Consider the following 25,592-nt stretch of genomic DNA (forward strand, 5'->3'; position numbering starts at 1 on the left):
CACCGAGGGGCACGAGGGGCCGGCCGCGACGCGGCGGCCGGCCCGCTCCCCTCGCTTCTTCCGCACCCTCTTGCCGTGGAGCGCATCGATGCTCGATCCACACCGCGCACCGCACTCCGGTGCTGTGCGGGTCACCCTCCTCACCGAAGGCACCTATCCGCACAGTCACGGCGGAGTGAGTGTCTGGTGCGACCAGCTGGTCACCGGAATGCCGGACCTCGCATTCGACGTCATCGCGGTCACCGGAACCGGCCGCGAGCCCCTCGCCTGGGACCTTCCCGCACATGTCCGGGAGCCCGTCTCGGTCCCCATGTGGGGCCCCGCGCCCGCCGGTTCACCGCCGCGAGGCCGTCGGCTGCGACGGGTCCTGGCGGCGTACGACCGGTTCCTCACCGCACTGCTCGACCCGGGCGCCGAGGACGGGTTCGCGCCCGCCCTGTACGAGCTGGCGCACGCGGCCCGGGACGGGGTGCTCAGCCCCTTGCTGCGCGCGGACGCCGCGATCCGGGTGCTCACCGACGTCTGGAACCGTCCGGGGCTGCCGGTCCGGGAGGCCGGGCCCACCGTGCACGACGCGGTGACCGCCACCATGCTCCTGGAGCACGCGCTCAGGCCCCTGGCCGCCCGGCCCCCCGAGAGGGGGGTGTCGCACGCGGTGAGCGGCGGAGTCGCGGTGCTGCCGGGACTCGCGGGGCTCCAACTGCACGGCGTACCCCTGCTGTTGACCGAGCACGGGGTGTACCTGCGCGAGCGCTATCTCGGTTACCGGACGGCCCCGTACCGGTGGCCGGTGAAGGCGGTGCTGCTCGGCTTCTTCCGGCTGCTCGCGGAGGAGACGTACCGCCGGGCCGCCCTGATCACCCCGGGCAACCGGTACAACCGGCTGTGGGAGGAACAGGGCGGCGCCGACCCGGAGTTGATCCGTACCGTCTACAACGGCGTCGATCCGGCGGCCTTCCCGCACGCCGGACCCGAGCCGGCCGGGCCGACGCTCAGCTGGGCGGGCCGGGTCGACCCGATCAAGGACCTGGAGACGCTGATCCGGGCGTTCGCCGAGGTGCGCGCCCAGCTTCCGGCGGCCAGACTGCGGCTGTTCGGGGGTACGCCGCGCGGCGGCGAGGCGTACCGGGAGCGCTGCGAGGAGCTGGCGGCGTCCCTCGGGCACGGTGACGCGGTCACCTTCGAGGGCCGCGTCGAGGACATCAAGGACGCCTACGCGGCGGGCAACGTGGTGATGCTGTCCAGCATCAGCGAGGGCTTCCCGTTCACCCTGATCGAGGCCATGTCGTGCGGGCGGGCCACGGTCTCCACCGATGTGGGCGGGGTCCGTGAGGCGGTCGGCGACGCGGGGCTCGTGGTGCCGCCGCGCGACCCGTCCGCGATGGCCGCCGCCGCGCTGGAGCTGCTGCGCGATCCGCGGCGGCGGGCGGGCATGGGCGAGGCGGCGCGGCTGCGGGTGATCGAGCAGTTCACGCTGCGGCAGACCGTGGACACCTTCCGGGCGATCTACGTCGATCTGGCCTCGGGAGTCGATCTGGCGTCGGGACAGGACACTGCATCCGCAGTGCAGGCCAACGACCTTGCCCAGACTGTGCAGTTGAGGCAGGTGGCCGGATGAGCGGCCCGATGTACCTGGAGCCCGGCCGGGGCAAGGAGGACACCCTCATGCTGAGGCTGGCCTCCGTCTCCTCGGAGACGATGGCGCTGCGGCTGCCGCGCATCGGTGCCGGGCGGCGGGTGCGCAGCGACGACGAGGTGGACTCTCTCGCGGCGCAGCTCGCCGACCGGATCGGGCCCGCCGTGCACCCGTACGAGGTGGCCGCCCTGCTGGAGTCCGAGGGCCTGACGGCGGACGCGATCAAGGAGAAGTACGGGCACCGGAACCTGTTCTCGCTGGCCGAGGACCTGTACACCCGAGTGCCGCGCAGCTTCCCCGAGCCGGCGTCCGCCGCCGACCCGTGGGCACCCGACCATGTGCGGTGCGCGCTGCGCGGGGCGCTGTTCGGGCTGCCCGGACTCGCCTACCCGCTGACCTCCGGGCTCTGGTACGCGGACGGGGCGGTGCTCGCGCTGATCGTGGCGGGTCTGCTGTCGTGGGCGTGGAGCCAGGGGCTTGCCCACCGGGCCTACCTGCGGCTCGCTTCGGGGCGGCACGAGGCCGGGCGGACCCTGCTGTACGGGGCTCCGGCGGGGGCGCTGCTGGCGGCGGGGGCGGGTACGGCACTCGTGGGTCCCGGGCCTGCCGCCCTGTTCACCGTGTGGCAGTCGGTCTATCTCGCGGCGGCGAGCGTGCTGCTCGTGTTCGCCCGTGAGCGGCTGCTGCTCGGTGCGCTCGTGCCGCTGATCGTGGGGGCCTCGCTGCTGCCGTGGATGGATCCCGGGCCGTGGCTGCGGGCCGGACTGCCGTTGCTGACAGGGCTGTTGGTGGTGGCCGCCGCCTGGTACGCGATCCGTACGGCGCTCAAGGAGGCCCCTGCGGCGGGCGCGGTCCGGCCGGGTGTGCTCGCCTCGCTGCCGTACGGGCTGTTCGGCCTGAGCGCGGGGGTGCTGGTGATGTTCGCCGGGCTGCGGCATCCGTACGCCGTCGTGGCGCTCACCCTCAGCATGGGCCCCGCCGAGTGGCTGCTCTACCGCTACCGGGGTCTGAACGTGGCGGCGCTGCGGGGGACGGCGACGCCTGCCGGGTTCCGGCTGCGGTCCGCCGCGGTGCTGGGCGGGTGCCTGCTCGGCTATCTGCTGCCGCTGGTTCCGGCGGCGCTGCTGACCGGGGCCGAGCCGGCGCCGCTGCTCGCCCTGGGGGCGGTGCTGTGGACGGCGCTGCTGCTCCAGGCGTTCGGCATCGCCTGGCTGCCCGCCGCGATCTGTGCGGCGGCCGCGGCCGGGGTTTCGGCGGCGGGCGTGGTCGCGGAAGCGGCAGGGGGCGCGGCCGGGATCTCGGCCGCGGCGCTGCCGGGCCCGCCGCCCGGCCCACTCGTACCTCTGCTGTGTTGCGGCACGGCCGCCGTGGCCCTGCTGGTCTGTTGTGTCTCTCTGCTCGGCCGGCCGACGGCGCACGCCTGAGCCGGCACGCTCTTCGGTCCCCTTTACCCGCCCCACCAACCTCCTTAAAGGAACCCCAAGTTGACCACCTCACCGCTCGCCGCAGTCACCGGCGCCGAGGGCTTCATCGGCTCCCATCTGACCGAGGCCCTGGTCGCCGCCGGTTTCCGGGTGCGCGCCATGGCGCAGTACAACTCCTTCTCCTCGTACGGCTGGCTGGAGACGCTGTCCGCAGACGTCCTCGACCAGGTGGAGATCGTCCTGGGCGATGTCCGCGACCCGGGTTCGGTCCGGACGCTGGTCGAAGGGGCGGACGCCGTGTACCACCTGGCGGCGCTCATCGCGATCCCGTACTCCTACCAGGCGCCGCACAGTTACGTGGACACCAACGTCACCGGCACCCTCAACGTCCTCGAAGCGGTGCGGGCGTTCGACACCCCGCGCCTGGTGCACACCTCGACCAGCGAGACGTATGGCACCGCACAGACCGTGCCGATCACCGAGGACCACCCCATCAACACCCAGTCCCCGTACGCCGCTTCGAAGGCGGGCGGCGACCGGCTGGCCGACAGCTACTACGCGAGCTTCGCCACCCCGGTGGTCACCCTGCGCCCGTTCAACACCTTCGGCCCCCGGCAGTCGATGCGGGCGGTCATTCCGACCGTGATCGGGCAGGTCGCGGCGGGCTCGCGCACGATCACCCTCGGCGATCTGCGTCCGACCCGCGACTTCACGTTCGTACGGGACACCGCGCAGGCGTTCCTCGCGGTCGGCACGGCACCCGCCTACGACGTCGTCGGCCGCACCTTCAACGCCGGTACGGGCGGGGAGATTTCGATCGGCGACCTGGTGCGGCTCATCGGCAAGGTGATGGCGGCGGACCTGGACGTCCGAGAGGACGAGCAGCGCATCCGCCCGGCCAACTCCGAAGTGATGCGGCTGGTCGCGGACGCGTCCCGGCTGACCGCCGCCACCGGCTGGACCCCGGCCCACGACTTGGAGCAGGGGCTGGCCGCGACCGTGGAATTCTTCCGCGACCCGGCGAACCTGGCCCGCTACAAGACCGACATCTACAACATCTGACGCTCCCTCAAACCTGCGCGGATTCCCCCATGGACAGCCGCCGTCTCCTCCACGCACAGCCATCGACTCCCCCACGCACAGCACGACTTACCCCACTCGCCGTACCAAGGGAGGCTCCCATGCACGCTGTGATACTCGCCGGAGGCAAGGGCGTCCGGCTCCGGCCGTACACCACCACACTTCCCAAGCCGCTGGTACCGATCGGCGACCAGCACGCCATTCTGGAGATCGTGCTCCGGCAGCTGTCGGCCGCCGGATTCACCAGCTGCACCCTGGCGATCGGCCATCTCGGCCAGATCATCCGGGCCTACGTCGGCGACGGCGAACGCTGGGGCCTGGAGATCGACTACGCCATCGAGGAGAGCCCGCTGGGCACCATCGGACCGCTGCTCAACCTGCGCGACCGGCTGCCGGAGACGTTCCTGGTGATGAACGGCGACGTCCTCACCGACCTCGACTACGCCGACGTACTGAAGACACACCGTGCCTCCAACGCCCCGCTCACCATTGCCACTTACGCCCGCCAGGTGCGCATCGACTTCGGGGTGCTGACCACCGACGCCACCAAGGTCGTCGCGTTCACCGAGAAGCCGAGCGTGGACTACCGGGTGTCGATGGGGGTGTACGGGCTGTCCCGCGCCACCCTGGACGGGTACACGCCGGGCCTGCCGCTGGGCTTCGACGAGCTGGTCCTGGATCTCCTCAAGACCCGCAATCCGCCGCACGCCTACGCGTTCGACGGCTACTGGCTCGACATCGGGCGGCCCGACGACTACGACCGGGCGAACGCGGAGTTCACCACGCACCGTTCGCTGCTGCTCAAGGGAGCCTGAGAGCCGATGCGCATTCTCGTCCTGGGTTCCACCGGTTACCTGGGCGCTCACACCGCCGGGCAGTTGGGCGCCCTCACGGGCGTCCGGCTGCTCGGCGGCGGCCGGGGCCCCGGCGCCGGACTGCAGGTGGATCTCGCCACCGTCTCACTGCGTGAACTCGCCGACGCGCTACGGGAGTTCGACCCCGAGGTGGTGGTCAACTGCGCCGGGTACGTCGGCGGCGACCCGATCACCCTCGCCGAGGTCAACGCCCGCGGCCCGGCCGTCCTGGCCGCCGCCCTGCACCGGTCCGCGCCCCGGGCCCGGCTCGTCCACCTGGGTTCGGCGGCCGAGTACGGGACCACCTCGCACGGCGTGCGGGTCGCCGAGTCCGCCGCGACCCGCCCCGCCGGACCGTACGGCGCCACCAAGCTCGCCGGGACCCTGGCCGTCACCACGTCCGGCCTCGACGCGGTCGTCCTGCGGGTCGGCAATCCGGTGGGGCCCGGCGCCCCGGCGGCCGGGCTGCCGGGACGCCTCGCCCGGGAGCTGTACGAGGCGGGCGACGACCCGGACGCGGTGGTGCGGCTCGGCGACCTGTCCGCCTTCCGGGACTTCGTCGACGCCCGTGACGTGGCACGCGCCGTGGTCCTGGCGACGACGGCCACGGGCCCGCTGCCACCGGTGGTGAACGTGTCCGGCGGCCGGGCGGTCCCGGTCCGCGACCTGGTGACCGCCCTGATCCGGGTCTCGGGCTTCCGGGGCCGCGTCGAGGAGAGCACCTCGGAGGGGTCGACGCGGTCGGCCGCCGTCTCCTGGCAGTGCTCCGACATCGATGCGGCGGGCAGCGCACTGGGCTGGCGCCCCGAGTACGCGCTGGAGGACTCGGTGCGGGCGCTGTGGGAGTCGGTACGGGACGCGGGGCACGCGCACGGACCCGTACAGCACCGGCAGGCACCCGGTGCCGGTCCGGGGCGGGGGGAGCGGGCGCCCGACTCCGTACGGGGGCAGCGGGCACCCGACCCGGGACCCGGACCCGTACGAGCACAGCGGGCACCCGACCCGGGACCCGGACCCGTACGAGCACAGCGGGCACCCGACCCCGTACGGGGGCAGCAGACAGCCGACCCCGGGCCCGTACGGCGGCAGCGGACGCCCGGCTCTGGACCGGTGCCTTCGAACGGCCCGGCCACCCCGGGGCAGCGGGCCTCGCACCACCCGGACCGCCCGGACCGACTGGGCCACACCGGCCACACGGGTCACACGGGCCACCCGGAGAGGCCGACTGCCGACGGGCCCCGCCCGTTCCCCGCGCAGGGCAGCCCCGGCCCCGTACCCCCACTCGGCCGACCGGCCTCCGGGCCGGTGCGTCCACCACACCCGCAGCACCCACCGCGCTCACAGCCCCCGACGGACGTCGCGCGGTGAGCGTACTGCTGCCGCTCTACTCGCACCCGTCCGTGGACCCGGACTCCTGGCGGCTGGCCGCCAAGGCTGCCGGCCGGGTCCACGGCGTCGTGCTGAACGCCGCCGACGGGCCGGGCGAGCGGCCGGACCCCGCGTTCGCCGCCGCATCAAGTGCCTTGCGCGCGGCAGGAGTTCCGGTGCTCGGATACGTCGACCTGGACTACGGGGACCGCCCGGACGCCGAGGTGGCGGTCGAGCTGGAGCGGCACCGTGCCTGGTTCGCCGTGGACGGGTGGTTCTTCGACCGGGCCCCGGCCGAACGGTCCGCGCTGGCGCACTGCCGCCGGACCGTCCGGTCCGCACGCCGGACCGGCGCACGGACCGTGGTCCTCAACCCGGGCGTCCACCCGGCGCCCGGCTACGCCCGCCTCGCCGACCTGATCGTCACGTTCGAGGGCCACTGGACGAGCTACGTCACCGCCTTCGACCGGCCCCGCTGGACCACCCGGCATCCCCCGGAACGCTTCTGCCACCTGGTGTACGGCGTCCCGCACGCAATGTCGGGCGTCGCCGTGCGGACCGCCCGCAGCCGGGGCGCGGCGGTGTGCTGCGCGGTCGGCGGCGAACTCCCCAACCCCTGGTCGGCCCTGCCGGCCGAACTCCAGGAGTCCACCCCATGACCGCCGCCCCGCGTCCGCCGCTGCCCGCGGCTGCCCTGGCAGCACTGCCCCTGCTCCTGCCTCTGCTCCTTCTCCTGCTCCTGCTCGCGGGCTGTGCGTCGCCGGATCCCGCACCACCGCGCGCCGCCCCGACACCGGGGCGGGCGTCCGGCCCGGACACGGCCGCGCCCCGGCCTTCCCCGGCGGTCGGCCCGACCCGCTCGGCCCGACCCGCCCCCACCTCTCCCCCCACTACGGCCCCGCCCAGCAAGCCGGCCGCCACTCGACCGCCGCCCCTGCGGCGCATCTGGCAGCCGCGCCCCGGCACCGCCTGGCAGTGGCAGCTCGACGGCCGGGTCGATCCCCGTACCGATGTGCCGGTGTACGACATCGACGGTTTCGAGAACAGCGCGGCCGACGTGGCCCGGCTGCACGCGGCAGGCCGCAAGGTGATCTGCTACATCAACGCGGGCGCCTGGGAGAACTTCCGGCCGGACCGCGGCGACTTCCCCGCATCGCTCCTGGGCGAGCAGAACGGCTGGGACGGCGAACGCTGGCTGGACATCCGCAGGCTCGACGTCCTGCGCCCGCTGATGGAGCGGCGCTTCGACATGTGCAGGAGCAAGGGCTTCGACGCGGTCGAGCCGGACCTGATGGACGCCTACCTCAACAAGACCGGCTTCCCGCTCTCGGCCGCCCACCAGCTCGCGTACAACAGGATGCTGTCCTCGCTCGCCCACGCGCGCGGCCTGGCGGTCGGCCTCAAGAACGACCTTCCCCAAATCCCGGAACTGGTAAGGAACTTCGACTTCGCGGTCAACGAGCAGTGCGCGGAGTTCGACGAGTGCGCGGCGCTGCGGCCGTTCGTCACCGCGGGCAAGGCGGTCTTCCACGTGGAGTACGAGCTGCCCAACGGCGAGTTCTGCGCGCAGAGCAGGCGCCTCGGCCTCTCGTCCATGCGCAAGAACCTGGAGCTCGACCCGTGGCGCAGACCGTGCTGAGCAGGCCGTGCAGAGCAGAGGCGGGATCAGCCCGCCTCCTCAGCCGTCGCGCAGCGATCCCCGTACGAAAGCGGCCTGGCCCGCGTGCTGGAGGTCGTCGGCGAGGACGCTGATCAGGCGTACGCCCACGGTCACGGGCGGGTTCCACGCCTTGTCGACCACCCGGTCGATGTCGTCTTCGCCGATCCTCTCCAGGTAGGCGAGGGTCCGCCCGTGCACGGCGTCGTAGTAGCCGAGGAGGTCGGCGACGGACGCCACCCGCACGGAAGCCATCTGCTCCGCCGTGTGCCCGTACCCGGTGTCGGCGGTGTCCAGGGGCAGGCCGAACCGGTCGGCCCAGCCGTCCTCGGTCCACGCCTGCTCGCGGCCGGCGACCTCGCTGACGTGGTCGTCCTGCACCCGGGTGAGGTGCCAGACCAGCCACCCCACGGTATTCGCCCCCTCCGGCACCTGCCGGGACAGCTCCTGGGCCGACAGCCCGTCGACGGCCTCGTGGACCGCTTCCTTGATCCGTCCGAATCCCTCGACGAGTACGTCACTGGTGCGCATGGGTCGCCTCCGGCTGTGCTTGCGGTTTCTCTCCCCACCCATCATGGGACAAACGGGGCATCAGGCAAGCACGGCGCCAGGCGACCACAGCGCCAGGTCGGAGCGGCCTCGGGCAGGAGCGGCCTCGGGCAGGAGCGGCCTCAGGTCAGGTCGAAGGCCCCGTCCCTGGCGTTGACCACGAAGGCGCGCCACTCCGCCGGGTTGAAGATCAGGGAAGGGCTGCCGGGCGTGCCCCCGTTGCGCATCGCGATGAACCCTTCGACGAAGGCGATCTGCACGTCGCCCGCCCCCTTGCTGCCGGACTGCCAGTCGGCCCCACTCAGGTCGAGTTCCGGCTTGGCCGAGCCCACCAGCCCATGCTGCGTGCTTGTCGCCACGTCGCGCTCCTCCCGGTTCGTCGTCGTTCGTGAGCCACAGTAGCGATCGCACCGGGTGACCGACAGGCCACGGAGGGAGTCATCCGGCAGGGCCTCCGGCCACGATGGCCCCGGCTGGGCGTACCCCGGTCGGCCATGCGCGGTCGTCCACCGTCAGGAAGGGCTCGCCCCGCACGGTCGCCGGGGTCGCACCGGTGAACTCCATGACGTCGCGATGCAGATGGGACTGGTCGCAGTAGCCGCCGTCCGCCGCGACCTGGGCTGCGCCTTCACCCGCGACCAGACGGTGCACGGCATGGTCGAAGCGGACCAGCTTCGCGGCGCTCTTCGGCGGAATGCCGAGGTGGGAGTGGAACCGGGACCACAGACGCTTGCGGCTCCATCCGATTTCGGCCGCCAGGTGGTCGACCCGGACGAGGCCCCTGCCGACGAGGATCCGGTTCCATGCCCAGGCCACCGCCGGGTCCACCGGCGACCGCGCCTCAAGCCGGCGGGCGAGCAACGCGTCGATGAACGCGAAGCGGTCCTGCCACAAGGGGATTTCGCCCAGCTGCTCACGTATCCGAGCGGCCTCCCTGCCCCACACCTCGTCGAGCGACACCGGCGAACCGGCCAGATCGGCCGGACTGACGCCCAGCACCGCACCCGCGACCACGGGCGACAGACGCACCTGCACGCACTCCACACGTTCGCCCCACGCCCGAACCCCGCCTCCGGAGCCGAACCCCGGCCCGGCGACGAGACTTCCCCGATGAAGCCGCCCGGTGCCGTCCTCCACGCCGGACGGGTTCTCTCCGAACTCCAGGATCAGCATCACGGCCGGGTGCGGAACCATCCGCAGGCCGCCGACGAGCGGGCCGGGCACCCGGAACCCGGCCATGTCCACACCAGCCACCCGGCTGGGCCGCTGCGGACGTGCGACGTCCCACACAGCTGGATCGTCACGTTCACTCGTGGTGGACCCCATCACCAAAGGCTACGCGCCCAAGGGCGGCCCGAGGAAGGAACATTCGTCCAAGCCACCGGTGCGCACCACCGTCGACAGTGGACTCATGACTCCTCCCAGCAGTCACCCCCCAACAGACGCCGCCTCTGCGGATTCGCCCCTCTCCCTGAAACACGGCGACATGTACGTCCGCCAGGACGGCCCTCGCGACGCCCCCGTACTCCTGCTCCTCCATGGATCCGCCACGTCGAGCCGGTCGTGGGACGCCCTGGTTCCGCTCCTGACCACGCACCATCGGGTCATCCGGATCGACCTGCCGGGCCACGGCCGCTCCGCCGAACCGGCCGACGGCGATTACGCGATCCCGGAGCTGGGACGCAGGATCGGCACGGCACTGGACCGGCTCGGCATCGAGCACGCCGTGGTCGCCGGCCACTCCAGCGGAGGCTACGCCGCCACCGCGCTCGCCGAGCAACGCCCCGACCTGGTGACCGCGCTCGCACTCATCAACACCGGCCCCCACCTGGCAGCCTTCATCCCCTCGGGACCCACCTCGTTCCACCCCGACCAGTGGCCACCGACCGACGAACAGCTCCGCCAGTTCGCGAGCACCGGATTCCGCGCGGGCTTCCAGGTCCCCCAAGAACTCGTCGACGAGCTGCGCCGCATGACCTTCCACGCGGTCACCACAGCGATGCAGGCGTCCACCACCTATCTCAGCCAGCAGTCGCTCCCGGACCGGCTGAAGACCCTCGGCAAACCGCTACAGGTGATCTTCGGCGACCAGGACGGCAGGTGGCACCCCTCGTCCGCGGCGGACTACCGCGTCGTACCGGGCGCGAAGGTCGACTTGCTGCCCGGCTCCGGACACACACCCATCCTGGAGGACCCGCCTCGGACGGCCGCACTGCTCCTGTCCTTCACGGGGGCCCACACCGTGCGGGCACCCAGGGCCACTTGACGATCTCGCCCCACATCGCAGGTCTGCACATCCGACCTCCAGGATGCGGCGCCAATTACCCCCCTCACGGGTCATCCGGTGGGCGGCTGCGCTCCCACCACCCACATCGCGAAGAACTGCGATCCGCCGCCGTAGGCGTGGCCCAGGGCCGTGCGGGCTCCGTCGATTTGATGTTCGCCGGCCTGGCCGCGTACCTGGAGGGCGGCTTCGGCGAAGCGGATCATGCCGGAGGCGCCGATGGGGTTGGTGGAGAGGACGCCGCCGGAGGGGTTGACGGGGAGGTCGCCGTCGAGTTCGGTGACGCCGGACTCGGTGAGTTTCCAGCCTTCGCCCTCGGCGGCGAAGCCCAGGTTCTCCAGCCACATGGGTTCGTACCAGGAGAAGGGGACGTACATCTCGACCGCGTCGATCTCGCGGCGCGGGTCGGTGATGCCGGCCTGGTGGTAGACGTCGGCGGCGCAGTCCTTACCGGCCTGGGGGGAGACGAAGTCCTTGCCCGCGAAGAGGGTGGGTTCGCTGCGCATGGCGCCGCCGTGCACCCAGGCGGGCGTGTGCGGTGAACGGGCAGCGCCGCCGCGGTCGGTGAGGATCATCGCGCAGGCACCGTCGGAGGACGGGCAGGTCTCGGAGTAGCGGATCGGGTCCCAGAGCATGGGGGCCGCCTGGACCTTCTCCAGGGTGAGGGTGGGGTCCTGGAGGTGTGCGTAGGGGTTTTTGAGGGCGTTGCGGCGGTCCTTGTACGCGACCAGGGAGCCGATGGTTTCTGGGGCGCCGGTGCGGCGCATGTACGCGCGGATGTGCGGGGCGAAGAAGCCGCCCGCTCCGGCGAGGAGGGGTTGCTGGAAGGGGACAGGGAGGGAGAGGCCCCACATGGCGTTGGACTCGGACTGCTTCTCGAAGGCCAGGGTGAGGACGGTGGTGTGGACACGGGCGGCGATCAGATTGGCGGCGACCAGGGCGGTGGAGCCGCCGACGGAACCGGCGGTGTGTACCCGGAGCATGGGTTTGCCGACGGCGCCGAGCGCGTCGGCGAGGTAGAGCTCCGGCATCATGACGCCCTCGAAGAAGTCGGGGGCCTTTCCGATGACGACGGCGTCGATGTCCTGCCAGGTCAACTGGGCGTCAGCTAGGGCTCGTTGGGCTGCTTCGCGGACGAGTCCGGCGATCGAGACGTCGTGGCGGGCGGAGACGTGCTTGGTCTGGCCGATGCCGACGACTGCCACGGGCTCCTTGCCGTGCACGGTGCTGCTACTCACTCTGCTCTCCCTCCAGGACTGCTACGAGGTTCTGCTGCAGGCACGGGCCGGACGTGGCGTGCGCCAGTGCCCGGTCCGACTCGCCCCGGTGGATACGGGCGGCCGCCTCACCGATCCTGATCAGCCCGGCGGCCATCATCGGGTTGGCGGCGAGCGCGCCGCCCGACGGGTTGACCGTGACCTCGTCGCCGAGTCGTAGCGCCTTGCGCAGTACGACCTCCTGGGAGGTGAAGGGGGCATGCAACTCGGCGGTGTCGACGGGGAGTTCGTACGCTCCGGCCCGTTCGGCCGCCAGTCGAGCGGACAGGGAGTCGGTGAGGTCGCGTACGCCGAGGGAGTGCGCCTCGATGCGGTGGTCCATGCCGCGGATCCAGGCGGGCCGTGCACAGAGCTCGCGGGCCAGGTCGCCCGCGGCGAGAATCACGGCGGCGGCGCCGTCGCCGATCGGCGGGCAGTCGCCGGTGCGGAGGGGATGCACCAGATAGTTACCTGATGGCACGTCACCTTGTAGCTGTGCGTGGGGATTTGAGGCGGCGCTGGTACGGCTGCGGGCCGCGACTGCGGCGAGTGCGGGCTCGTCCGTGTCGCCCGCGTCGATGAGGGCCTGCGCCTGGAGCGCGGCCAGGGAGACCGAATCGGGCCAGAGCGGGGCGACGTAGTACGGGTCGAGCTGGCGGGTCAGGACGTCGCGGATCTCGCCGGGCGAGGACTTTCCGTACGCGTAGACGAGCGCGGTGTCCGCCTCGCCGGTGAGGATCTTCACCCAGGCCTCGTACAGCGCCCAGGCACCGTCCATCTCGACGTGCGACTCGGAGATCGGCGGCCAGGCACCGACGCCGTCCAGGGCCATGGTGAAAGAGAAGGCGCGGCCCGCGAGGTAGTCGCTGGAGCCCGAGCAGGTGAAGCCGATGTCGCTGGTCTTCAGCCCGGTGTCGGCCAGCACCCGGTGCAGGACGGGCATCAGCATCTCGACCTCGGACAGTTCGTCCGTACGTCGCCGGGTCTCGCTCTGTGCGAAGGCGACGACGGCGATGTCACGGACGGGCCGCACGTGCCGCGAGGGTGGGGGTGCCATGTCAGATCAGCTCCTTGTACACGTCGTAGTCGGCGTCCGGCTCGCCGGTGGGCCGGTAGTGGTCGGGGTAGCGGGCGCTGTCGGTCCACACCGGTTCGACGCGCAGGCCCATCCGGACCTGGTCGTACGGGATGCCCGCGATGCGGCCGTGCAGGGCGAGGTCGGCGCCGTCGAGGGCGATGTGCGCGTAGACGTACGGCACTTCGATGTCCAGGTTCTTCGCCTTGATGTTGACGATGCAGAAGGTGGTGACGGTGCCGCGCGGCCCGACCTCGACCTGTTCGGCGGTGGCGACCCCGCAGGTGGGGCAGGCGCCGCGGGGCGGCACGTACACCTTGCGGCAGGACGGGCAGCGCTCGCCGACGATGCGTTGGCCCGCGAGGGCGGTGAGGTAGTCGGTGGGTGCGCGGCCGGGGGTGTAGGTGTAGTCGAGGCGGGCGGGAGCGGTGAGGGAGGTGACCATGTCGTCGAACTGGCCGGTATGCGGGGTGAGTTCATGCCTGTCGTTGCCTTCGTGCGGTTCAAAGCAGGCGATGTCGGTGATCGCGCCGGTACGTTCCTCGGCCCAGCGGACCCGGACACGCATCCCCGTACGGACGTGGTCGGGGCCAGGGGCGTCGAGGGCGTGCAGGAGGGCGGTGTCGGCGCCGTCGAGTTTGACGAGGACCCAGGCGAAGGGGGTGTCCAGGGGTTGGTACGGGCGGGGGGCGGGGTTCCACGCCCAGGTGGTCACCGTCCCGGTGGACCCGACCTCGACGAGGTCCCGGATTTCTTCGGCGGTGAGGGGGTCGTACTCGGTGGGCGGCACGAGGACCTTGCGGTCGGCGGTCCGGACACCGAGGAGTGTGCGGTGGCGGAGACCAGTGAGAAAGGCGGACTGGACGGGGCCGAGGGAACGGGTGAAGGGGAACTCGACGGTGAGGGGGGCGTGGAGGGTTTCGGGGGTGGGAGAGGGGGTGGGCATGGGTGGGGCTCCTTCTCTTGGGACGGGGTCGAGTTCGGGTCCGGGGGGGGGCAGGGCGGTCGCGAGCGTGGGCCGAGGCGGCGGGGGGTGCACTCCGCGTGGGTCCGCCCCCTTGCCCACCCGTCCCGCCCCCCCGGGGGGGGGCGGCCCCGCTGCCCAAGAGGGCTAGCGGGCTTAAAGGGGCTAGGGGCCAAGGGGCAATCTTTTAGGGGCGCGGGGAACTGCGCGATCAGCCACGACGGACCCGCACGATGCCCACCGCCCCGCACCCCAAGCGGCCCGCACCAGCCCACCCCGCCCCGCGCCCCCAGCGGCCTGCTTACAACCTCCGATAAACTGCCGCCCGCCTCTCGCCGAAGGCCCTCGCCCCCTCTCTCGCGTCCTCCGTGTCGAAAATCGGCCAGCCGCGCTTCAGTTCCGCCGCCAGTCCGTCCTCCTCCGACATCTCCAGGGCTTCGTACACGGACGCCTTCACCGCCTCCACCGCCAACGGCCCACAGGCATTGACCTGTTCGGCGAGCGAGAGCGCCTTCTCCAGGGCCGTGCCGTCCGGCACCACGTGCCCGATCAGCCCGATCCGTGCCGCCTCTTGCGCCCCGTACGCCCGCCCCGTCAACAGCATCTCCAGCGCGTGCGTACGCGCGATCTGCCGCGGCAGCCGTACCGTCGAGCCGCCGATCGGGAAGAGTCCCCGCCGCACCTCGAAGAGCCCGAAGGTCGCCGAGGCGCCGGCCACCCGGATGTCGGTCCCCTGCAGGATCTCCGTACCGCCCGCCACGCAGTGGCCCTCGACCGCCGCGATCACCGGTTTGCGCGGCCGGTGGTGGCGCAGCATCGCCTTCCAGTGCAGGTCGGGGTCGGCCTTCATACGGGCCCGGCAGGCATCCTCCGAACTGCCGCCCATCCCCCGCTCACCGGCCAGAGCCTTGAGGTCCATCCCGGCGCAGAACGACCCGCCCGCCCCGGTCAGCACGACCGAGCGCACCGAATCGTCCGCGTCCGCCGCCAGCCAGCCGTCGTACAGCCCGACCAGCATCGGCAGCGACAGGGCGTTCTTCGCCTCGGGCCTGTTCAGGGTGAGCACCAGCGTGGCGCCCTCGCGCCGCACGGCGAGATGCTCCGTACCCCACTCCGTACCACCGTCCATGACCGTCCTCCCGTCGTCAGACGGGAACAGGTTGCAGGAGAGCCCTCACCACTTCAAGAGTTTTCTGACAGTCAGTCAGATTTCTTCGGCGCGCACCCTTCCCACTTGACGCCACCTTTGCTGTGATGGCCGACACACCAACTGGGGCCCCCGCACCCGAGGTTCAGGAGGAACGGTGGAGTACAACCTTGCCGACCTTTTCGAGTCGGTCGTCGACGCGGTCCCGGACCGCGAGGCGCTCGTGTACATCGACCATCCCGGTACGGGCGCCGAGCGCCGCCTCACCTACTCCGGACTCGACGCGGCCGCCAACCGCATCGCCCACCACCTGATCGACGCCGGACTGAAGCCCGGCGAACACCTGGGCCTGCACCTCTACAACGGCATCGAGTACCTCCAGACGGTGCTGGCCTGTCTGAAGGCACGCATCGTCCCGGTCAATGTGAACTACCGCTACGTGGAAGAGGAGTTGGTCTACCTCTACCGCGACGCAGACCTCGCGGCGCTCGTCTTCGACGCCGAATTCACCGAGCGGGTGGCGGCCGCGCTGCCGCGCACCGAGAAGCTGCGGCACCTGGTGCGGGTGGGCACGCCTCCCGGCCGGGCGCCCGCTCTCGACTGCGTGGAGTTCGCGGACGCGGAGGCCGCCGCTCCGGCCGTCCGGGGTTTCGGCCCCCGGTCCGCCGACGACCTGTTCATCATCTACACCGGTGGCACGACCGGCATGCCCAAGGGTGTGATGTGGCGTCAGGAGGACTTATTCTTCGCGGGGTTGTTCGGTGGCGACCCGGCCGGTCAGCCGGTTCAGCGGCCCGAGGAGCTGGCCGCGCGGGTCGCGGCGGGCGGCGGCGGGCTCACCTTCTTCCCCACTCCCCCACTGATGCACGGCACTTCGACACTAACCTCGTTCATCGCGTTCAACTACGGCCAGCGGGTGGTGATCCACCGCAAGTACGCACCGGAGGAGGTGCTGCGGACGATCGAGAAGGAGAAGGTGTCCAGTGTGTCCCTGGTCGGCGACGCGATGCTCCGGCCACTGGTCGACGCACTGAACGGGCCCCTGAAGGGGACCGACCTCTCCTCCCTGTTCAGTGTCTCCTCGTCGGGCGCGATCATGTCGGAAACGGTGCGCACCCAGTTCCAGGAGCTGGTGCCGAACGTGCTGCTGCTGAACAACTTCGGTTCCTCCGAGTCCGGTTCCAACGGCAAGGCCACCGACGACTCGGGCCCCGAGAAGGGGTTCCGCCTGGAGGTCAACGAGCGCACCCGGGTGGTCGACCCGGCGACGTACGCCCCGGTGGCGGTCGGCGAGATCGGCCGGCTCGCCCAGTGCGGTCACGTACCGCTCGGCTACTACAACGACCCGAAGAAGTCGGCCGAGACCTTCTTCCAGCGCGACGGCCAGCGCTGGGTCCTGCTCGGCGACATGGCGACCGTCGACGAGTTGGGCATCGTCACCGTCCTCGGCCGCGGTTCGCAGTGCATCAACACCGGGGGCGAGAAGGTCTATCCGGAAGAGGTCGAGCAGGCGCTGAAGTCCCACCCCGAGGTGTACGACGCGCTGGTCGCAGGGGTGCCGGACGCCAAGTGGGGCAACCGGGTGGCGGCGGTGGTCCAGGTGCGCGAGGGCGGCACCGCGCCCGATCTGGCCACCGTTCAGGAGCACTGCCGGACCCTGCTCGCGGGCTACAAGATCCCCCGGAAGCTGGTCGTCGCCGACCGGATACGGCGCTCGCCGAGCGGCAAGGCGGACTACCGGTGGGCGAAGGCGACGGCCGCACAGGAGGACTGAGGGCGGGCCGGCAGAATCCCCACAGACCGGCCCGCCCTCACCGCGTACGCCCGAACGGGCTCGTGCTGCCCGTCATCAGCCGCAGACCGTCCGCCACCGACACTCAGCCGCAGACTGTCGGCCACCGACCCTCAGCCGCAGACCGTCCGCCACCGGCCCTCAACCGCAGACCGTCCGTAGCGACCGCGCCAACGCCTTCGTGTGCAGCGCGTCGAGGTGCCGCGCACGGGCGACCCGGGCCGCCGACACCAGGGTTACGGGCGCGCAGTACGCGGCGCCCCGCGCCTGCGCCGAGTCCCTGATGCCCCGCACGAGCCCGGTGTTGATGCGGTTGATCTCCTTACGCACCTCGCCCAGGTCGGGGCTCCCGGCCGGCGCCTCGGCGGGGTGCGCGTCCCAGCGTCGGTGCAGGGCCCGCTGCACGTCCTTGTTGGCCTCGATCTGGTCGCGGAAGATCCGTACCGTCGCCACGGGGTCGGCGCCGGTCTCCTCCGCCTGCTGCTCCACCGCCTCCAGGACGGCCTTCTCGCGGGCCGGGTCGTCGAGGGGACTGCCGGTGCCGTACTTGGCTGCGGCGACCAGGTCGGCGGTGGCCAGTCGCTGCGCGGACCAGTCGGCGAGGGGACCGAGCCGGGCGAGCGGGCCCGAGGCGTGGGCTGTCGAGGCCGGCGACGCGACCGGCGCGGCGCCCGCCGTCCCCGCTCCGGTGCTCAGTACGGCGACGACCGCCGCAGCCGCAAGCAGCCGGCGGCGGGCGGGTGAACCCTGCTGCACAGTGATTCCTTCGATCGATGGTCGGGGCACAGGCTTCAACGCCTCTTCGGCCCCCTCAGCAACGCACGCATCGCCCGCCCGAAGACCAGCCGCCCCGCCGCGGCCAGCACCGGGTCGCACACCCGGGGCAGCCCGCGCAGCCGCAGGTCCTCCGTCCACATCACCTGCGCCCCGCTTCCGCCGCCGGGCTCTTCCCGTACGTCGATCTCGGCCCAGCCCGTCACCACCCGGCCGTGCTTCTCCAGCCTGCAACGGTTCGGCGGCTGCCAGACGGTCACCTCCATCGGGTCGTCGAACCCGAGCCGCCCCAGCCCGGTGCGGGCCACGAACCGGGTGCCCTGCCGGGTCGGCGGCGCGGTGGTGACGTTGATGCGGGTGAACGGGACCTGAGCGGCGTGCCGCTCCCAGGCGGTGAGCCTGCGCCAGGCCTCGGCGGGTGCGAGCGGCGTACGGTCTGCGATACGGAAGAGGGCCACGGGGCCACCGTACGAAACGCCGCACGGTAGGAAGTGGCGCCCCGCATGAAGTGCCGCCCCGCCCCATGCACTGCAAGATGGAACGCATGCTCCTTGACGCCCTCGCCCGCGTGTCGCGGGACGTCGCCGCCACCTCCGCGCGCTCGAAGAAGACGGCCCTGCTCGCGGAGCTGTTCCGGGCCGCCGCCCCCGAGGACGTGCCGATCGTCGTCCCGTACCTCTCCGGCCGCCTCCCGCAGGGCCGGATCGGCATCGGCTGGAACCTGTTGCGCGAGACCGTGCCGCCCGCCGCGCAGCCGACGCTCACCGTGGCGGGGGTCGACGCCGCGCTCACCGCCTTCGCGACGGTCGCCGGGCGCGGTGCGCAGACCGAGCGGGCCGGGCTCGTACGAGAGCTGATGGCCGCCGCCACCGAGGAGGAGCAGCGCTTCCTGAGGGGCCTGCTCACCGGTGAGGTCCGCCAGGGGGCGCTGGACGCCCTGGCCGCGGAGGGGCTCGCCGTGGCGGCGGGCGCCGCGCCCGCGGACGTACGGCGGGCGGTGATGCTCGGGGGTTCGCTGACCGCGGTGGGCCGGGCGCTGCTGGCCGAGGGGCCGGGGGCGCTCACACGGTTCACACTGCGGGTGGGACGGGCGGTGCCGCCGATGCTCGCGAGTCCGGGCAAGTCCCTCGACGAGGCCCTGGCGAAGCTGGGGCCGTGCGCGGTGGAGGAGAAGCTGGACGGCATCCGGGTGCAGGTGCACCGGGACGGGGACGAGGTGCGGGTGTTCACCAGGACGCTGGAGGACATCACCGACCGGATTCCCGAACTCATCGATCTCGCAAGGGAGTTGGAGGGCGACCGGTTTGTTCTTGACGGTGAGGTGATCGCCCTCGGGGCCGACGGGCGGCCGCTGCCGTTCCAGGACGTGGCGGGCCGGGTGGGTTCCCGGCTGGACGTCGCGGCGGCCAGGGAGGCGCTGCCGCTGTCCCCGGTGTTCTTCGACGTACTGGCCGCCGACGGCGAGTCCACTCTCGATCTTCCCTACCGGGAGCGGCGGCTGCGGCTGGAGCGGCTGGTGCCGGGACCCCAGTGCGTACGCCGGGCCGAAGAGGGCACGGACGATACGGAGACCGCGGTGGCCGCGCGGGCGTTCCTCGCGCGGACCCTGGAGCGCGGACACGAGGGCGTCGTGCTCAAGGCCCTGGACGCCCCGTACCAGACGGGGCGGCGTGGTGCCTCGTGGCTGAAGGTGAAGCCGGTGCACACCCTGGACCTGGTGGTGCTCGCCGCCGAGTGGGGGCATGGGCGGCGCACCGGCAAGCTGTCGAACCTGCATCTGGGGGCGCTCAGGCCGGACGGCTCGTTCGCGATGCTCGGCAAGACCTTCAAGGGGCTCACCGACGCGATGCTGGAGTGGCAGACGGAGCGGCTGGGAGCACTGAAGGTGTCCGAGGAGGGGTACGTGGTGCACGTGCGGCCGGAACTGGTGGTGGAGATCGCCTTCGACGGGATCCAGCGGTCCACCCGCTACCCGGAGGGCGTGACGCTGCGGTTCGCGCGGGTGGTGCGTTACCGGGAGGACAAACGTGCGTCGGACGCCAACACGGTCGCCGACGTACTCGCGTCCGGGCCTCTGCGGGCGGACGATTGACCGTATGCACACGCACCGGATGCACACGCACCAGCGTCTCGCCGCCGCGGCAGCCGTCGCCGCCGCGCTCCTGCTCACCGCCTCGACCACCGCCGCCGCCTGTGACCTGCCCGCACCCGGCGGCAGCCCGCTGCCGCGCTGCGCGGAACGGAACCTGTCCGTCAAGGTGACCGCCGCACCGACCCCGGACATCCTCAAGCTCCGGTTCACCAACAACGGGCGGCACGCCTGCACCGTGGACCGCATCCCCACGGTCACCTTCGGCGACCTGGACGGTGCGGCCCGCCCTGAGCCGCCGGTCGGGAGCGCCCCCTACCGGGTGGCGGCGGGTGCCACCGCGTACGCCACGGTGCGTACGGTCCTCGCGCCGCCCACCCCCGGCGACGTACGCACCGTGCGGGACATCGTGGTGGCGGCGGACCCCGCGCACCACGGACTGCGCATCAAGGCCACCGAGCTGGGGCTGCCGAGGGGGGTCAGGGTGTACGACCCGGTGACCTCCCTCTGGCAGCACAAGGCCCCCCGAGCCGACCGAACCATCTAGTTCTTGCTGACCAACTTCCGTTCCTGCACGCGGAGTTGGAGCGCTGCGACATCGAGCAGCGGGGTGGCCACCCCCAGGGTGCGGGCCCGGTCGGTCAGGTCGCCGAAGAGGTGCTCGGCCTCCGACGGGAGCCCTGCCCTCACGTCCCGGTAGAGGGAGGTGGTGAGCGGCGAATCCGCCCCGGTGGCGGTCTCCGTGGCGAAGGCGAGCAGATCGTCCGGCAGCGGATGGCCTGCCGCCGTCGCCACCGCGGCGGCCTCGGCCAGTACGGCGGGGCCCAGTCCGGCGCCGCCGGGTGCGGCGGCGACCTCGCCGACGGTGCCGCGACCGAGGAGGTTCACCGCGCTCACCGTCACGATGAACGCCCACTTGGCCCACATCGCGCCGAGGATGTCCGGCGACACGTCCGCGTCGATGCCCGGGACGCCGTTGAGGAGTGCGCCCATCTCGTCGGCGCGGGGCGAGGTGCCGCCGCCGGTCTCGCCGAGGGTCAGGTCGGCGAACGGGGCCAGCCGGACAATGTCGCCGTCGTCGTTCAGGGCCGTGACGACCTTGGCGACGCCGCCCCACACCCGCTCCGTACCGAAACGCCCGGCGAGGGTGTCGAGGTGGGCGAGGCCGTTGAGGACGGGAACGATCACGGTGCCGGGGCCGACGGCGGGTGCGAAGTCGTCGACGGCGGGCGCGAGGGCGGTGGCCTTCACAGTGAGCAGGATCAGGTCGTACGGAGCCGGGGCGGGCGCGCCGTCAGAGGATCCGGCGGAAGCCAGCTCGGCAGCGGTGACCAGTTGCGGGGCCAGTCGCAGGTCCTCGCCGAGGCCGGTCAGGCGCAGGCCCCGGCGGCGCAGGGCGTCGGCCCGCTGCGGCCGCACCAGGAAGGTGACGTCCTGCCCCGCCAGGGCGAGGCGGGCACCGAAGTAGCCGCCGGTCGCTCCGGCGCCGACTACCAGGATTCTCATGACGGATGGACCTCTCGACGGACGGGCTCGACGTACGGACTTGAAGGAGGGGCTCGAAGGGCTGCCGCCTGCTCAGCGCGCCGCGTCGCGCGCCACCTTCGCCGCCCACAGCACCAGCGGGACCTGCAGCGGAATGCGCGCGTACGCCCCGGCACGCAAAGCGTTCGACTTGTTCCGCCAGTCGTACGCCATCTTCAGGTGCGCCGGGAGGACGCCGGCGAAGAACCCGGCCGCCGCCAGCCCGCCCGCCTTCCTCGTCTGCGGTACGGCGATGGCCGCGGCCAGCAGCAGTTCGGCGACGCCGCTGGCGTGCGTCCAGGTGCGCTGCTTGCCCGGCAGGAACTCGGGAACCAGGCCGTCGAAGAACTTCGGCGCCACGACGTGAGCGGCACCGGCTCCTGCGAGCAGGCCCACGAGAAGGCGGGCAGGACGGTCGTTCGCGGTCAACTCGAACCTCCGGAGAAAGAGTTACGGGAAAACGGTCAACAACTGCGAGGTCAGTAGATCCCGAAGCCCTTGAGCTCCGCCAGGAAACCGTCCAGGTCGTTCCGGTGGATCAGGTGCCCCGCCGGAACCGTCACCGCACGGCCGCCGGGAATCAGCTCCGCCAGCCGCCGCAGGTTCGCCTCGGGCAGGAAGCTCGCGGGCCCGCCCGAGAGCACCAGCGTCGGCGCCGTGACCGCTCCGAGCCGCGAGGTCCACGCCGGGTCGGGGTGGTTGGCGCCCTCGTCGGTCGCCGGGATCACCTCCCAGTCGTAGCCGAGCGCACGCACCTCCTCCGGTGCGGGGCGCACCGCCGGTGGGAGCGGCGGGTCCACCGGGAACGGCGGCAGCGAGTCCTCCAGGAGCAGCCTGCCCACCCGGCCCGGCTCCGCTCCGGCGACCTGGAGCGCGACCGCCCCGCCCATCGAGTGGCCCACCAGGTCGACCCGGTCGAGCCCGAGGGCGTCGAGGAACTCCCGTACGTCCTCGATCAGTTGGCCGTACTCGTAACCGCCGGGCCAGTCGCTCAGCCCGTGCCCCCGGAAGTCCGGTACGTACACCCGGCGGGTGAAGGACAGGGCCTCGGCCACGGCGGTCCAGTCGGTGCTGTCCATGGTGCGCCCGTGCAGCAGGACGACGGGCGGGGCGGCCGGGTCGCCCCAGGTGCGGTACGCGATTCTGTTGCCGCCCGGCAGGCGTACGCCGTGCACCGAGGGGTCGAGGAAGGCGGCGACCGTACGGACGAAGGCGCCCGGGTCGTCGAGCCAGGGGAAGTGTCCGGCGGCGGGCTGGATCGCGACCTCGCCGCGCGGGAAGAGGGCGGCGATCTCGGCGGCCTTCGCCGGAGCGGGCACGCCGTCGAGCGCGCCGGCGAGCACCAGCACGGGGGCGTCGAGCGTGGCCAGTGCGATGCGGACGGCGGGTGCGTCGACCTTGGCGGGGTCGATGTAGCGGGCGGCCGCGGCCTCGTTGATCTGCTCGGCGGCCGGCGCGGCGTGCGCGCGGGCCGTATCGTCCCAACGGCCGTAGAAGAACGGCTCGATGGAGGCCGCGGGCTCCTGGCCGGCGAACACTGCCTCGTAGGCGGCGTACGCCTCCTCGAACCAGGGCTCGCCCTTGCGCAGCCGGGCCGCGGCGAGCCTCTCCGCCCGCTCGATCGGGACGCCCGCCTCCCAGGCGGTCGGGGTGATCAGCGCGAGGCTGCGGATGCGCTCCGGGTGGGCGGCGGCGTACAGCAGGGCCAGATTGCCGCCCGCCGAGTGGGCGAGCACGTCGATGCGGTCCAGTTTGAGGTGGGCGCGCAGCGCCTCGACGTCGGCGACCTGGCGGGCGCAGTGGTAGGAGTCCTCGTCGTCCGGGACAGCGGACTCCCCGGTGCCGCGCAGGTCGAGGAGGACGAGCTGCCGGCGGGCGGTCAGCCCGCCGAGGTCTCCGAGGTACGCACTGGCCCGCATCGCGCCTCCCGGCAGGCAGATCAGCGGTTCGCCCTCCCCCGCCAGGTGGTAGGCGAGTCGGGTTCCGTCGGGCGCGGTGAAGATCGGCATGAGGGTCATCCAAACAGGTGAACGATCCTCATGCACGCCTGCATCGTGGCCCGCCCCGGCTCTGGGCCTCCTAGAGCTCCGGGCCTCCGTTGTTGGCCGCCTCCACCGCCGCCTCGCCTGCCGGGGTCCAGCCGCCGCCCGGGGCGATGTACCCCTTGCCCAGCCACCTGTCGAACTGCTGGAGCGCGGTCACCGGGTCGTCCGCGTACTCGATCTTGTCGGGGTTCCACCAGCCGGTCTTCTTCAGCCGCTGCAGCTCCTTGCCCGCCGCGTCCGGGTCCCCGGTCAGTACGACGTCGGGCCTGCCGGCGCCCTGCGCGGGCGCGGTCGGGGTCGGGGTGGGAGCAGGGGTCGCGGCCAGGGGCGGGCTCGCCGTCACGGTGACGGTCGGGGCGGGTGCGGTCACGGTGGTGGTGACGGCGGGCGCGGGCTCGTCGCCGTTGCACGCGGCCAGCGCCGCCGAGCCGGTCACCGTCAGCAACACGCCCAGTGTGGTCCTGCGGATTCGACGCTGCATTCTGAGGTACTCGCCTTCGATCCGGTTCTTCCTCGATCAACCGATACTCTGCATTTTGGGGTGCTTCTCGGCGTCAGGGCCGCCGGGACACCCTGGAGTCCGTCATTGCGCACCGTCCACCCCTTGTCAGAGACCCGTCCGTCCTGAATTACTGGCCCGGACGCACCACGACCGAATGATCGGTCGTCCGCTTTGGGGGTGCGTCAAGCACCGTGCACGAGTGCTGTGCGCGAGGAACGGGAGAGTGATCCATGACGGCTCTGCTCGACGCGGCGGAGCGGCTCGGCCGCGAGGAGCTCCAGGTCCTGCAACTGGAGCGATTGCAGAGCACCCTGCGGCACGCCTACGCGAACGTGCCGCACTACAGGGCGGCCTTCGACGCGGCGGGCCTGACTCCCGAGGACTGCCGTTCGCTCGACGACCTGGCCCGCTTCCCCTTCACCACCAAGGCGGACCTGCGCGACAACTACCCCTTCGGGATGTTCGCCGTCCCCCAGAGCGACGTCCGCCGCATCCACGCCTCCAGCGGTACCACGGGCCGCCCGACGGTCGTCGGCTACACCGAGAACGACCTCTCGATGTGGGCCGACATGGTGGCCCGCTCGATCCGGGCCGCCGGGGGGCGGCCCGGCCACAAGGTCCATGTGGCGTACGGCTACGGCCTGTTCACCGGCGGACTCGGCGCGCACTACGGCGCCGAGCGGCTCGGCTGCACGGTCATCCCGGCGTCCGGCGGGATGACCGCGCGCCAGGTCCAGCTGATCCAGGACTTCGGGCCCGAGATCATCATGGTGACGCCGACGTACATGCTGACGCTGCTCGACGAATTCGAGCGCCAGGGCATCGACCCGCGCTCCACCTCCCTCAAGGTGGGCATCTTCGGCGCGGAGCCGTGGACGCAGGAGATGCGCGCGGAGATCGAGGAGCGGTTCGCGATCGACGCCGTCGACATATACGGGCTGTCGGAGGTGATCGGCCCCGGCGTCGCCCAGGAGTGCGTGGAGACCAAGGACGGACTGCACATCTGGGAGGACCACTTCTTCCCGGAGGTCGTCGACCCGCTGACCGGCGAGGTGCTGCCGGACGGCGAGGAGGGCGAGCTGGTCTTCACCTCGCTCACCAAGGAGGCGATGCCCGTGATCCGTTACCGGACCCGGGACCTGACCCGCCTGATGCCCGGTACGGCGCGCAACTTCCGCCGTATGGAACGGATCACCGGCCGCAGCGACGACCTGATCATCCTGCGCGGAGTGAACCTCTTCCCCACGCAGGTCGAGGAGATCGTCCTGCGCACCCCCGCGCTGGCCCCGCACTTCCAGCTGCTGCTGACCCGCGAGGGCCGGATGGACGAGCTGACGGTACGGGCGGAGGCGCGCGCGGACGCGACGGCGGAGGCGCGGGCGGCCGCCGCGCAGGCGGTGGCGACGGCCGTGAAGGACGGCATCGGGGTGTCGGTCCACGTGGAGGTGGTGGACCCGGAGACGCTGGAGCGGTCCGTCGGCAAGTTCAAGCGGATCGTGGACCGGCGGCCGAAGTGAGACCGGCCCGCCTCACACCGACCCCTCTCATACCGGCCCGCCTCACACCGATCCG

General features: G+C 72.1%; 24 protein-coding genes and 1 pseudogene. 12 read left to right on the plus strand and 13 right to left on the minus strand.

Annotation, left to right across the window (positions count from 1 at the left end; genetic code table 11):
- Window positions 1-88: 88 nt before the first annotated feature.
- The 7 genes and pseudogenes from pelF (at window position 89) to AB0D18_RS11400 (ending at window position 8,001) form a co-directional block, all read left to right on the plus strand.
- Window positions 89-1,618, plus strand: coding sequence for a GT4 family glycosyltransferase PelF (gene pelF, locus AB0D18_RS11370; RefSeq protein WP_362415417.1), 1,530 nt, complete (start codon window positions 89-91; stop codon window positions 1,616-1,618).
- The gene (locus tag AB0D18_RS11375) at window positions 1,615-3,060 is read left to right on the plus strand and encodes a hypothetical protein (protein WP_362415419.1); all 1,446 of its coding nucleotides are present in this window, start codon (window positions 1,615-1,617) and stop codon (window positions 3,058-3,060) included. The genes pelF and AB0D18_RS11375 overlap by 4 nt, the downstream gene beginning before the upstream one ends.
- A gap of 60 nt (window positions 3,061-3,120) precedes the next feature.
- Window positions 3,121-4,122: an SDR family NAD(P)-dependent oxidoreductase gene (locus tag AB0D18_RS11380; protein WP_362415421.1), complete on the plus strand. Its 1,002-nt coding sequence runs from the start codon at window positions 3,121-3,123 to the stop codon at window positions 4,120-4,122.
- 119 nt (window positions 4,123-4,241) lie between these two features.
- Entirely contained in the window at window positions 4,242-4,955 is a 714-nt protein-coding gene (locus tag AB0D18_RS11385; RefSeq protein ID WP_362415423.1) for a sugar phosphate nucleotidyltransferase, read from the plus strand.
- 6 nt (window positions 4,956-4,961) lie between these two features.
- Window positions 4,962-5,840: pseudogene (locus tag AB0D18_RS11390) on the plus strand (NAD(P)-dependent oxidoreductase); the annotation flags it as partial.
- 518 nt (window positions 5,841-6,358) lie between these two features.
- The gene (locus tag AB0D18_RS11395; protein ID WP_362415425.1) at window positions 6,359-7,021 is read left to right on the plus strand and encodes a spherulation-specific family 4 protein; all 663 of its coding nucleotides are present in this window, start codon (window positions 6,359-6,361) and stop codon (window positions 7,019-7,021) included.
- Window positions 7,018-8,001 (plus strand): endo alpha-1,4 polygalactosaminidase, encoded by a 984-nt coding sequence (locus AB0D18_RS11400; protein ID WP_362415427.1) that lies wholly within the window; start codon window positions 7,018-7,020, stop codon window positions 7,999-8,001. Before AB0D18_RS11395 ends, AB0D18_RS11400 begins: the two co-directional genes overlap by 4 nt.
- Window positions 8,002-8,040: 39 nt before the next feature.
- On the opposite strand, the gene AB0D18_RS11405 is transcribed toward AB0D18_RS11400, so the two are convergent.
- The 3 genes from AB0D18_RS11405 to AB0D18_RS11415 form a co-directional block, all read right to left on the minus strand.
- A complete protein-coding gene (locus tag AB0D18_RS11405; protein ID WP_362415429.1) occupies window positions 8,041-8,550 on the minus strand; it encodes a DUF664 domain-containing protein in 510 nt (169 codons plus the stop codon).
- Between the two features lie 140 nt (window positions 8,551-8,690).
- Window positions 8,691-8,927, minus strand: a complete 237-nt coding sequence (locus AB0D18_RS11410; RefSeq protein WP_362415430.1) for a DUF397 domain-containing protein — start codon at window positions 8,925-8,927, stop codon at window positions 8,691-8,693.
- 79 nt (window positions 8,928-9,006) lie between these two features.
- A complete protein-coding gene (locus tag AB0D18_RS11415; RefSeq protein WP_362415932.1) occupies window positions 9,007-9,807 on the minus strand; it encodes a helix-turn-helix domain-containing protein in 801 nt (266 codons plus the stop codon).
- Between the two features lie 247 nt (window positions 9,808-10,054).
- Between AB0D18_RS11415 and AB0D18_RS11420 the strand changes: the two genes are divergently transcribed.
- Complete coding sequence (locus AB0D18_RS11420) at window positions 10,055-10,834, plus strand: alpha/beta fold hydrolase (RefSeq protein WP_362415432.1); 780 nt, start codon at window positions 10,055-10,057, stop codon at window positions 10,832-10,834.
- 71 nt (window positions 10,835-10,905) lie between these two features.
- Here AB0D18_RS11420 and AB0D18_RS11425 read toward each other — a convergent pair whose 3' ends face one another.
- The 4 genes from AB0D18_RS11425 to AB0D18_RS11440 all read right to left on the minus strand — a co-directional run bounded on the left by AB0D18_RS11425 (window position 10,906) and on the right by AB0D18_RS11440 (window position 15,276).
- Window positions 10,906-12,090 carry a thiolase domain-containing protein gene (locus AB0D18_RS11425; RefSeq protein WP_362415434.1) on the minus strand — a complete coding sequence of 395 codons (1,185 nt, stop codon included), beginning with the start codon at window positions 12,088-12,090 and terminating at the stop codon, window positions 10,906-10,908.
- The gene (locus tag AB0D18_RS11430; protein ID WP_362415436.1) at window positions 12,083-13,165 is read right to left on the minus strand and encodes a thiolase domain-containing protein; all 1,083 of its coding nucleotides are present in this window, start codon (window positions 13,163-13,165) and stop codon (window positions 12,083-12,085) included. Before AB0D18_RS11430 ends, AB0D18_RS11425 begins: the two co-directional genes overlap by 8 nt.
- 1 nt (window position 13,166) lies before the next feature.
- Entirely contained in the window at window positions 13,167-14,129 is a 963-nt protein-coding gene (locus AB0D18_RS11435; RefSeq protein WP_362415438.1) for an OB-fold domain-containing protein, read from the minus strand.
- Between the two features lie 319 nt (window positions 14,130-14,448).
- Complete coding sequence (locus AB0D18_RS11440) at window positions 14,449-15,276, minus strand: crotonase/enoyl-CoA hydratase family protein (RefSeq protein ID WP_362415440.1); 828 nt, start codon at window positions 15,274-15,276, stop codon at window positions 14,449-14,451.
- A gap of 175 nt (window positions 15,277-15,451) precedes the next feature.
- On the opposite strand from AB0D18_RS11440, the gene AB0D18_RS11445 reads away from it, so the two are divergent.
- Window positions 15,452-17,068 carry an acyl-CoA synthetase gene (locus AB0D18_RS11445; protein ID WP_362415442.1) on the plus strand — a complete coding sequence of 539 codons (1,617 nt, stop codon included), beginning with the start codon at window positions 15,452-15,454 and terminating at the stop codon, window positions 17,066-17,068.
- A gap of 159 nt (window positions 17,069-17,227) precedes the next feature.
- Here AB0D18_RS11445 and aroQ read toward each other — a convergent pair whose 3' ends face one another.
- Window positions 17,228-17,842, minus strand: coding sequence for a gamma subclass chorismate mutase AroQ (gene aroQ / locus AB0D18_RS11450; RefSeq protein WP_362415444.1), 615 nt, complete (start codon window positions 17,840-17,842; stop codon window positions 17,228-17,230).
- A gap of 35 nt (window positions 17,843-17,877) precedes the next feature.
- Window positions 17,878-18,318, minus strand: a complete 441-nt coding sequence (locus AB0D18_RS11455) for an SRPBCC family protein (RefSeq protein ID WP_362415446.1) — start codon at window positions 18,316-18,318, stop codon at window positions 17,878-17,880.
- An 86-nt stretch (window positions 18,319-18,404) separates the two neighbouring features.
- Here AB0D18_RS11455 and AB0D18_RS11460 point away from each other — a divergent pair, with 86 nt between their 5' ends.
- Together AB0D18_RS11460 and AB0D18_RS11465 are read left to right on the plus strand one after the other, a co-directional pair.
- The gene (locus AB0D18_RS11460) at window positions 18,405-19,952 is read left to right on the plus strand and encodes an ATP-dependent DNA ligase (RefSeq protein ID WP_362415448.1); all 1,548 of its coding nucleotides are present in this window, start codon (window positions 18,405-18,407) and stop codon (window positions 19,950-19,952) included.
- Window positions 19,953-19,956: 4 nt separating this feature from the next.
- Window positions 19,957-20,496 (plus strand): DUF4232 domain-containing protein, encoded by a 540-nt coding sequence (locus AB0D18_RS11465; RefSeq protein WP_362415450.1) that lies wholly within the window; start codon window positions 19,957-19,959, stop codon window positions 20,494-20,496.
- On the opposite strand, the gene AB0D18_RS11470 is transcribed toward AB0D18_RS11465, so the two are convergent.
- From AB0D18_RS11470 to AB0D18_RS11485, 4 genes are all read right to left on the minus strand, one after another.
- On the minus strand, window positions 20,493-21,455 hold the full coding sequence (locus tag AB0D18_RS11470) for a 2-dehydropantoate 2-reductase (RefSeq protein ID WP_362415452.1): 963 nt from the start codon (window positions 21,453-21,455) through the stop codon (window positions 20,493-20,495). The genes AB0D18_RS11465 and AB0D18_RS11470 overlap by 4 nt on opposite strands.
- Before the next feature lie 72 nt (window positions 21,456-21,527).
- Window positions 21,528-21,902, minus strand: a complete 375-nt coding sequence (locus AB0D18_RS11475; protein WP_362415454.1) for a hypothetical protein — start codon at window positions 21,900-21,902, stop codon at window positions 21,528-21,530.
- A 50-nt stretch (window positions 21,903-21,952) separates the two neighbouring features.
- Window positions 21,953-23,482, minus strand: coding sequence for an alpha/beta fold hydrolase (locus AB0D18_RS11480; protein ID WP_362415934.1), 1,530 nt, complete (start codon window positions 23,480-23,482; stop codon window positions 21,953-21,955).
- Between the two features lie 70 nt (window positions 23,483-23,552).
- The gene (locus AB0D18_RS11485; RefSeq protein ID WP_362415455.1) at window positions 23,553-23,999 is read right to left on the minus strand and encodes a hypothetical protein; all 447 of its coding nucleotides are present in this window, start codon (window positions 23,997-23,999) and stop codon (window positions 23,553-23,555) included.
- Window positions 24,000-24,250: 251 nt separating this feature from the next.
- On the opposite strand from AB0D18_RS11485, the gene paaK reads away from it, so the two are divergent.
- On the plus strand, window positions 24,251-25,537 hold the full coding sequence (paaK, locus tag AB0D18_RS11490; protein ID WP_362415457.1) for a phenylacetate--CoA ligase PaaK: 1,287 nt from the start codon (window positions 24,251-24,253) through the stop codon (window positions 25,535-25,537).
- The last annotated feature ends 55 nt before the right edge of the window (window positions 25,538-25,592 follow it).

This window comes from Streptomyces sp. NPDC048442 (assembly GCF_040651475.1).
Taxonomy (GTDB): domain Bacteria; phylum Actinomycetota; class Actinomycetes; order Streptomycetales; family Streptomycetaceae; genus Streptomyces.